The organism is Vibrio genomosp. F10 str. 9ZD137 (assembly GCF_049974785.1).
Lineage (GTDB): Bacteria > Pseudomonadota > Gammaproteobacteria > Enterobacterales > Vibrionaceae > Vibrio.
The window spans coordinates 1-1,360 of the sequence record NZ_JBNGCJ010000834.1; the positions used below are offsets into that span (position 1 = coordinate 1).

The 1,360-nt window shown below is 46.3% G+C and carries 2 protein-coding genes; both read left to right on the forward strand.

The genetic code is table 11. The features are described from left to right. The coding region (locus tag ACP45E_RS18950) for an ABC transporter permease (RefSeq protein WP_069585434.1) at positions 1 to 768 on the forward strand (768 nt) is incomplete at its 5' end. Further along, on the forward strand, positions 765 to 1,360 hold a 596-nt coding region (locus tag ACP45E_RS18955), incomplete at its 3' end, for an ABC transporter permease (RefSeq protein WP_141707425.1). The genes ACP45E_RS18950 and ACP45E_RS18955, both read left to right, overlap by 4 nt.

Genomic DNA, 1,360 nt, shown 5'->3' on the forward strand with positions numbered 1-1,360 from the left:
CGCCTGATAAATTCGGCGGTTATGCAGTCTATCGGGTATTTCAACGCATCCATTGAAACGGTTCAAAACCTTGCATTTGGTGATACAACCACCCTATCGGCACTCGGCAAAGCGGTGCCAGTATCCACACAAATCACCGCTTTGTTTAATCAAAACACCAACTATGCTCAGTTTTTGGTTTCGGCTACCGTGCCTGCTTTATGGCAGGTCGTGATTGTCGTCAGTACGATCATGGTTCTCGCCGCTAATTATCGTCGTTTTGACGGCTTACACCCATGGTTAGGCTCATCACCAATACACACTCTTTACCATACACTCAAAGGGTATATTGGGGTGTTTGCTTTACAAGGTGTTCTGTTTTTAGCCTGGTTTTACCAAGGGCTAGGATGGCCAATGCAGGGCGCATTTCTACCCATTATTGTTGCGCAATTCATGATGATTTTAGCGTGCATGATCATGGGCTGTTTATTCTTTTTCCTCACTCTAGATGCGACCAGAGCCATGAGCTTCGCCGGAGCGTTTACAGCACCAAGCTTTGCTTTCATGGGGATTACATTTCCCGTTACTGACATGAATATGCTGGCTCAGTGGTGGCGTGCACTTCTTCCTGTCAGTCACTATATTGAGGTTCAGGTATCCCAAGCCAGTTACGGTGTCTCAGCTTTAGACTCAATGACACACCTCACTCCAATGCTGGGTTATTTCTTTGCCGCATTACTGTGCTTGTGGCTTATCAAACAGCACTACCAAAGGGAGCAAGCGCAATGAGTTTTGTGACGCTGCTAAAAAGTGAAATCCGCGACTTCTTTAATAACAAAGCCGTCATTCTGACTGTTTTTGGTGGTGTGATATTCTACTCATTCCTATACCCGTTGCCCTACTCACAACAATCGCCGTTAGAACAAAAGATCGCCATTGTAAACTTAGACAACAGTGCCGTGAGCTTTAAGCTAGAGCGCATGGTCAACGCGGCTCCTCAAGTTCAAGTCATACAACGAAGCTACAGCATAGAAGCCGCTAAGAGTGATTTTATTGATGGTAAAATAAGTGGGATACTGGTTATCCCCGAACACTTTTATAAAGACTTGATGATAGGGAAAAGTCCAACTCTCGCCTATGCCGGGGACGCTTCATATTTTCTTGTTTATGGCACAGTGGTTGAAGGGCTCGCACAAACGGGGGCAACACTGGGCGCAGAGGTAAAAGTCGCGCAGCTTATCGCAAGTGGGGAGCCTATCGTTTCCGCCGCCAACCAATATTCAAGTATTAAGGCGAACCTAAAACCCACCTTTAACCCGCGCATGGGCTATGTCGATTATGTGGTTCCAGCCGTCTTTGTGCTGATTCTTCAGCAAACATT